This is a genomic window from Ectobacillus panaciterrae DSM 19096, assembly GCF_000430785.1.
Lineage (GTDB): Bacteria > Bacillota > Bacilli > Bacillales > Bacillaceae_G > Ectobacillus > Ectobacillus panaciterrae.
This window is the reverse complement of the sequence record NZ_AUMR01000134.1, coordinates 1-7,309: the sequence shown is the minus strand read 5'-3', so window position 1 is coordinate 7,309 and position 7,309 is coordinate 1. Positions and strand designations below refer to the sequence as shown.

3 protein-coding genes and 2 pseudogenes are annotated in these 7,309 nt (G+C 34.0%); 2 read left to right on the top strand and 3 right to left on the bottom strand.

The window, feature by feature from the left end; all coding sequences use genetic code 11:
- Window positions 1–236: pseudogene (locus tag H540_RS0120860) on the bottom strand (IS6 family transposase); the annotation flags it as partial.
- 441 nt (window positions 237–677) lie between these two features.
- On the opposite strand from H540_RS0120860, the gene H540_RS30480 reads away from it, so the two are divergent.
- On the top strand, window positions 678–2,933 hold the full coding sequence (locus H540_RS30480; protein ID WP_081415226.1) for a glycoside hydrolase domain-containing protein: 2,256 nt from the start codon (window positions 678–680) through the stop codon (window positions 2,931–2,933).
- A gap of 156 nt (window positions 2,934–3,089) precedes the next feature.
- Here the strand turns inward: H540_RS30480 and H540_RS0120850 are convergent, their stop codons facing one another.
- Window positions 3,090–3,599: a hypothetical protein gene (locus H540_RS0120850; protein ID WP_028402237.1), complete on the bottom strand. Its 510-nt coding sequence runs from the start codon at window positions 3,597–3,599 to the stop codon at window positions 3,090–3,092.
- A gap of 237 nt (window positions 3,600–3,836) precedes the next feature.
- Window positions 3,837–4,511, bottom strand: a pseudogene (locus tag H540_RS32455) (IS6 family transposase).
- Window positions 4,512–4,756: 245 nt separating this feature from the next.
- Between H540_RS32455 and H540_RS0120840 the strand changes: the two are divergent.
- Window positions 4,757–7,000, top strand: a complete 2,244-nt coding sequence (locus H540_RS0120840) for a glycoside hydrolase domain-containing protein (RefSeq protein ID WP_028402235.1) — start codon at window positions 4,757–4,759, stop codon at window positions 6,998–7,000.
- Window positions 7,001–7,309: the final 309 nt, after the last annotated feature.

Below are 7,309 nucleotides of genomic sequence, written 5' to 3'. Positions count from 1 at the left end.
TCGACTCTCCAAGAGTCATTTGTTGTCTTAAGATGACGCCGCACTCTTTCATCTAATTCCGGTCCATATTGATGAACCCAACGCATAATCGTTGTGTGAGCCATCGATAGGCCACGTTCTTCCATCATCTCCACTACATTACGAAAGCTCAAGTTGTACCGCAGGTACCATCTCACTGTTAACAAAATAATGTCAGGCTCATAATGCTTCCACTTGAACAAATGTTTTGTTTCCATACCGATCACACACCTTTGTAGAGTAGTAGTATCAGTATGTCCAAGTTTAAGAGATTTTTTGCACCAGAACCAGTTTTTGCACCAGAACCAAATTTACTTCTTCACACTGAACACCGTTCCTTTTCTAGATTGATAGTATCAGTATCTCTAAGTTTGAGAGATTACTTACAAATGTTTTAAAATTTCCGCACCAGAGCCCACTTTTACATATTATCAGAAAACATTAGAGTCTATTTTTTCAACGTTTGTATCTGTTTCCAAAAAACTTTAAAAAGCTCTTTAATTTTTTTTAGTTTTTCTATTGTATTTTCACTTAATAAAGTAAGAGCACAATTTACTTGGTAACTTCATTGAATAACTAAATCAACAATTCCTTGAATCATACCAATGAATTTTGAGCTCAATCAAGTCAAAATAAATCATTGAAAGAAGGTAGAAAGTATGGATCAAATGGTCTTAGCAGCGCAACAGTGGTTAAATAGCACGTATAAAGATAAAGCGGGCTATACAAAAATTGAAGAAAATGGGAAAACAGGCTGGCCTACAATGGGGGCTTTAACACAAGCATTACAACTAGAAATTGGAATCATAAATACATCTACTAGTTTTGGCTCTACTACATTACAAGAAATCGCAAAATATTGTCCAATCAGTACATCTTCTAAAACAAAAGAAAATATTGTGAAGATTATTCAAGCCGCTTTATATTGTAAAGGATATGGACCAGGTGGGATTACAGGAGTTTATAGTCCTGGAACACAAACTGCAATTACTTCTGTGCAAAAAGATTTAGGATGTACTGCAGATGGAACAGTAACTCCAAAACTATTCAAAGCACTATTAACAATGGATGCATATGTATTACTTTCTGGAGGAAGTTCCAAAATTAGAAGTATTCAACAATGGTTGAACAAGAAATATATCAATCGAGCTGGCTTCTTTTATATGCCTTGTGATGGCTATTATTCTCGTGATGTACAAAAAGCCTTAATGTATGCAATTCAATATGAAGAGGGATTAGATGATGCTACTGCTAATGGTCGTTTTGGCCCTACAACTCAAGAACTGATTAAAAAGGTAGTATTAAAAGAAGGTTCTATGGGTTCTTTTGTCTATCTATTACAAGCAGCTCTTATTTTTAATGGTTACGATGTACCTTTTGATGGTAATTTTTCTTCATTTATGACTACGCAATTAAAACAATTTCAAGCTTTTTCACTATTAAACGCAAATGGAACATCAGATTTTCAAACATGGGCTTCTTTATTAGTAAGTACAGGTGATCCAAGTCGTGCAGGAAAAGCTTGTGATTGTATTACAGAAATTACACCTGAACGAGCTAAAACATTGGTTGCTGCGGGTTACGAAACTGTGGGACGTTATTTAACAAATGCACCAGGAGGTACATTAAACAAAAATATTAAGCCTGGAGAAATTGAAACTATTTTGAAAGCAGGACTTAGTATCTTTCCTATCTACCAAACAGATGGAAGAAGTAAAGATTATTTTAATTCTACACAAGGTGCGAACGATGCGGTTAGTGCTTATAAAGCAGCAACCGCATATGGTTTTCAAAAAAATACAACAATTTATTTCGCTGTAGATTTTGATGCATTAGGTGCAGATATTCAAAATAATATTTTACCGCATTTTCAGGCCATTAATAATAAAATGAAAGAACTTGGTGGTTATTATAAAATTGGAGTATATGGTCCAAGAAATGTTTGTATTCAAGTGTCTGATAAAGGTTATGCAAAAACAAGCTTTGTTTCTGGGATGTCTACAGGTTTCAGTGGAAATTTAGGATATCCACTACCTCAAAATTGGGCGTTTGATCAAATTTCCACTGTAACAAAAGGAAGTGGTGCAGGTTTAATTGAAATCGATAATAATATTAAATCCGGACGAGACAATGGATTTAAGATCCCGGTGGAAGAATTAAATGGCTATGAATGTATCGTAGTATCAGCCAAAGAAGGTGATGACAGGGGCTTTAAATATAACTTTATTGAAACAGCAATTAAAAGAATAAAAGATTTACCACACGAACATCCTATACCTAATCTAAAAATTACTTGGATTATTGAGGCATCACTGTATTCAAAAAAAGACCTGGAAAATTTCTCTGAAACTGCGCGAAAATTAGGAGTAGAAATTTTATTTATTACTAACAAACAACAATTAATTAATTATATTAATACAGGATCTATTGATGGAGGCGGAATACGTTTACTTAAGATTAAAGACTTTACATGGTTTGGTCATGGTCACAAAGGATATGTTGATTTTGGACCTACGTACGAGCCTAAAGAGGCAGAAGAATACTCTTATCACTTACACAAAATAGATATTGATAAAATACGGACAGGTGCTTTTGCGTTACAAAATTTTACACATTTTTATTCATGTAATACAGGAACACAAATTGATGGTAGTAGCTTTGCACAACTTTGGGCAAATAAAACTAAAGGCATCACAACAGCTTGTACAGATGGACAAACTAGTTATTATTACATTACAATTTGCAGAGATACTGATCAGATCAACCATGCTGTAGAATTTGCTCTAGCAACTAAAAATAGATTGTTAAAAGGATATTCAGAAGAAGGATCATTAAGATACCCAGAACTAGGAAACAAAGAGCCTGAACGTGGGAACCCGAATCCTCATTGGGTAGATTTTAAACCTAACGCTTAATATTCATTTGTTAGCTTAATTAATATAAAATTACGAGAAATAAAACAAAATATTAAAAAAAGGGGATGCTAATTTGTATTGCATTCCCTTTTTCGGTATTGTAATTACAGCGGAGGATAGCGTTTTGTTTCCAATATAAATCAAATCGAACCTTTATCAGTTACTATTCTTAGGTCTTAAATAAAGGATACTAAGTGCAACAAAAAAGATAGGTAACAAAAGTATAATCGATAGACGTGCGATAGAGTTTTCAAAAAAAAGATACTTAAACATTGGTATATCCCAATAAGAAACTTTTAAAACTGCCACGGTATTATCACCAGTTGTTGCATTTCGTGCTGTACCTATAACTTTCCCGTATACAGTAAAATCCCCTATGTACGCTGGATCAGCAACATGACGGAACGGGGTGTCACCCTCTAGTTCAATGTCTGTAGAATTTACATTCGGATATGTATCTTTAATTTTTTCTTTCAATCTCGCTAAATCACTTTCACTTATTCTTTGGGGCGATCCCGTAGTAGCTTGTCCGTACACATGTAGTTTTATGTCATCTTTTTGGATGGCAGTTCTACCTACTATTCTATTCGGAGAAAATAAAAGAAATACAATATACAAAATAAAAAACATCACAAAGACTTTAGAGTATTTTTTTAACTTGTTCAATTGTCGCACCACCAATGTGTATTAAGTCGATTATAAACAAATAAGTTAATAAATTCCATATAAAATATTACATTAATAACGTAAAGTAATGTGTCTTAAAAAATATAATCATAACATCTCTTATTGGGGTATGGAAACGATTGGTTCTGGTGCAAATATTATTTAATAAAGACATAGAGCTTACATAATCTGTTCAATCTCGGATTATGATGCAATTCCAAACAAGTTATGTATAAATTAAACTTCATTTTGGGCAGACTTCACCCGTTGGTGAAGTTGTCCTTTTTTCACTATATGCATGACTTTAACACCCCTCAATATAGAAACAGTTGTTTCATATGACTTGAATCCCCACATAGATCGCACACGTTTTTTAATAAAATGATAATTTTGTTCTACTATATTGTTGAGATATCTAACTTGCCTGATTTGTATACCTTCAGGCATATGTTTTTCTTCTTTTAACTCTTGAATCACTACAGGATAGGCAGAGTTCTTATCCACTGTTATCACGTAAGGTTTAGAAACGTACGAAAAAGCCAAGGCTTTCTTGAAAAAGCGCTTGGCTGCTTGTTTATTTCTTGATTCACTCAGATAAAAATCAATGGTATTACCTTCTGAATCGACTGCGCGATATAAGTACATCCATTTCCCCTTGACTTTTACATATGTCTCATCGACTCTCCATGAATCATTGATTTTCTTTAAGTAGCGTCGAACTTATTTGCCTAACTCAAGGCTATATTGCTGTACTCAACACATGATGGTGGTGTGCGCAATGGACAGACTCCGCTCCTCCATCATTTTCACCAAATCACGAAAGCTCAAGTTGTACCGTAGGTACCATCTTACTGTTTGCAAAATAATATCATGATGATAATGCTTCCACTTGAATAAATTTCGCTTTTCCATACCGATCACACACCTCTTTTAGAGTAATAGTATCAGTATGTCCAAGTTTTATAGATTATTTGCAATTATCCTGAAGCTTTTGCACCAGAACCTTTTTTTTCTATTTTTTTTATTTATTCTACTTTCCTTTCACTTAATAGAGTAAGAGCCTAATTTAATAAAATTTTTATTGAAATATGTATATTTATTTTTAACTACATTATTAAATTAAGCTTCATTAAAAAGAAAAAGGGAGAGAATTTATAATGGTAGAGTCACAGGGAGATCCAGCAGTATTTGCAGTACAAACATGGGTGAATACGAAGTATGAAAAAGTTGCGGGTTTTGTTCCAGCTCCTTTAAATGGTAAAACAGGTTGGTCAACTGTTTTTGCTTTAACAAGAGCCCTTCAAGTTGAATTGGGTATTACTACACTTGCAGATGCATTCGGTCCAACTACGGCTTCTAAATATAAGCAGTGGGGTGAGATGTCTTTAGGAAACGTTCCTACTGATACAAAAGGAAAAGCGATTGTTCAAATTTTAAAAGGTGCCATGTATTGTAAAGGATATAATCCGGGGAAATTTGATGATGTTTTTGATGAGCAAACGAAAAATGCAGTTGTAAGCTTACAACAAGATGCTGGTCTTCCAGTAGCTGATGGTAAAGTGTATGACTATATTTTTAAGGCTTTCTTAACAATGGATGCTTATCGTCTTACTCCGGGTGGAGATGCAAAAGTACGACAAATTCAACAAGATTTAAATAATAAATATTACAAAACATCTGGTGTTCAACCAACAGATGGTCATTACCAACGAGGTACAAATAAAGCTTTAGTGTACGGTTTACAAACAGAGTTAGGGATTCCGGCAGGTAGTCAAACTGGCTCAATTGGTCCTGCGACAAAGGATGGATTACCAATTCTAAAAGAAGGTAGTTCGGGTAGATTTGTTACATTATTCCAATATGCTTTATATTTTAATGGTTATGATTCTGGTTCATTTTCAACAACATATAATGCGACCATAGCAAATAAAGTTAAGGAATTCCAAGGATTCACACTACTTCCTGTTGATGGTGTTGCTAATAAGTCAACTTGGTTATCAGCATTAGTTAGTACGGGGGATCCTGATCGAAAAGGAAAGGCTTGTGATTGTATAACGGAAGTCACTTTAGAGAGAGGCAAAGCTTTAAAGGCTGCTGGTTATGAAACTGTAGGACGTTATCTTACTAATGTTTCAGGTGGTATAAATAAAAAACTACAACCAGGTGAATTGGAAAATATTTTTGCTGCTGGATTATCTGTATTTCCAATTTACCAAGCTAATGGTAGACAGGCTTCAAGTTTTAGTGCAGAACAAGGTCGATTGGATGCAAAAGCAGCATACGATGCGGCGAAAGAATATGGATTCCAAGATGGTACTACTATTTATTTTGCAGTTGATTTCGATGCATATGGGACAGATATTACGGATAATATTCTTCCTCATTTCAAAGCCTTAAACGAGAAAATGGTTCAACTTGGTGGATCTTATAAAGTAGGTGTTTATGGGGCTCGAAACGTATGTATTCAAGTTTCAGAGAAAGGTTATGCGAGGACAAGTTTTGTTAGTGGAATGTCCACAGGATTTAGTGGGAATTTAGGGTATCCACTACCAAAAAACTGGGCTTTTGATCAAATTTCAACGATTAAAGTTGGATCAGGTAGTGGTCTTATTGAAATAGATAATAATATGAAATCAGGTCGAGATACTGGTGTTTCTAAAACAGAATTTGATAAGTTATCCTTTACACTTCAACTTGCTGAAATGGCAAACAGTACGTATAATGATGAACTAAAAACTGATGAAAAAGACCCTGCTGAGGCCTTTACGAGTCCAGGAGGCTGGGTATTACACAAAAAACATGCAAATCAATCAATAACTTCCTTTGATGTATATGTGTATAGAAAAGAAATTTCCAAAGAAAAATATGCTTATACAGTTGCATTTAGAGGTTCACAGCAGTGGCAGGACTTTGTAGTAGATTTCTTACAAGTAGGGTTAAACATGGGAGGTTTACAAATTGGTGAAGCTGCTAATTTTGTTAAAGAATTAATAGAGACTGATGGTAAAGAGATGAGTCATTTGTACATTACAGGTCACTCACTTGGTGGGTACTTAGCACAATGGGTACAAAGTGAAATGATTGATGGGAATATACCTTGGGTTGAATCAAACACAGTGACATTTAATGCGCCAGGATTTAGTCCTAGTATCAATTTTCTTGATATTACACATCAAGCAAAAGTAATCAAAAAACTTGCTAATAATGAACTAAAAAAATATGATGATCTTATAATTAATCATCGTATTGAACAAGATATTATAAGTAAGTTTGGATTTGACTTAGGAATACTCTATGTTTATGACAAATATAACAAAACAATTGAAGACACTAAGGGTCGAAAAGAGATTATTGAATATTATCATAATTGCTCTCGCTTTAAAGAAGTAAATTTAAAATAGAAGTATTTCTAATAAGGTCACTATACCCTTATAGAAAAATAGTAAAAACCAGCTATATTGTGAGTATTTTGCATAATATAGCTGGTTTTTTTATTTCTTTAAAGATGGATGGGCGGTTTTTTTTGTATACTCAAAAAGGAAAGGGCTGCTCATAAGTCGGTTTCACTTTTTAAACCATGAGGACTTTTTCAGTGCCCCCTCTTCCTTGTGGGAAGTCGCCCCTTTTTTAAAACACAACAATTGACGTATTTTATCAAGAATCTACAGTTGTTTTTAATATTTCGAATTTCCCTTGTTTATCCACGGTAA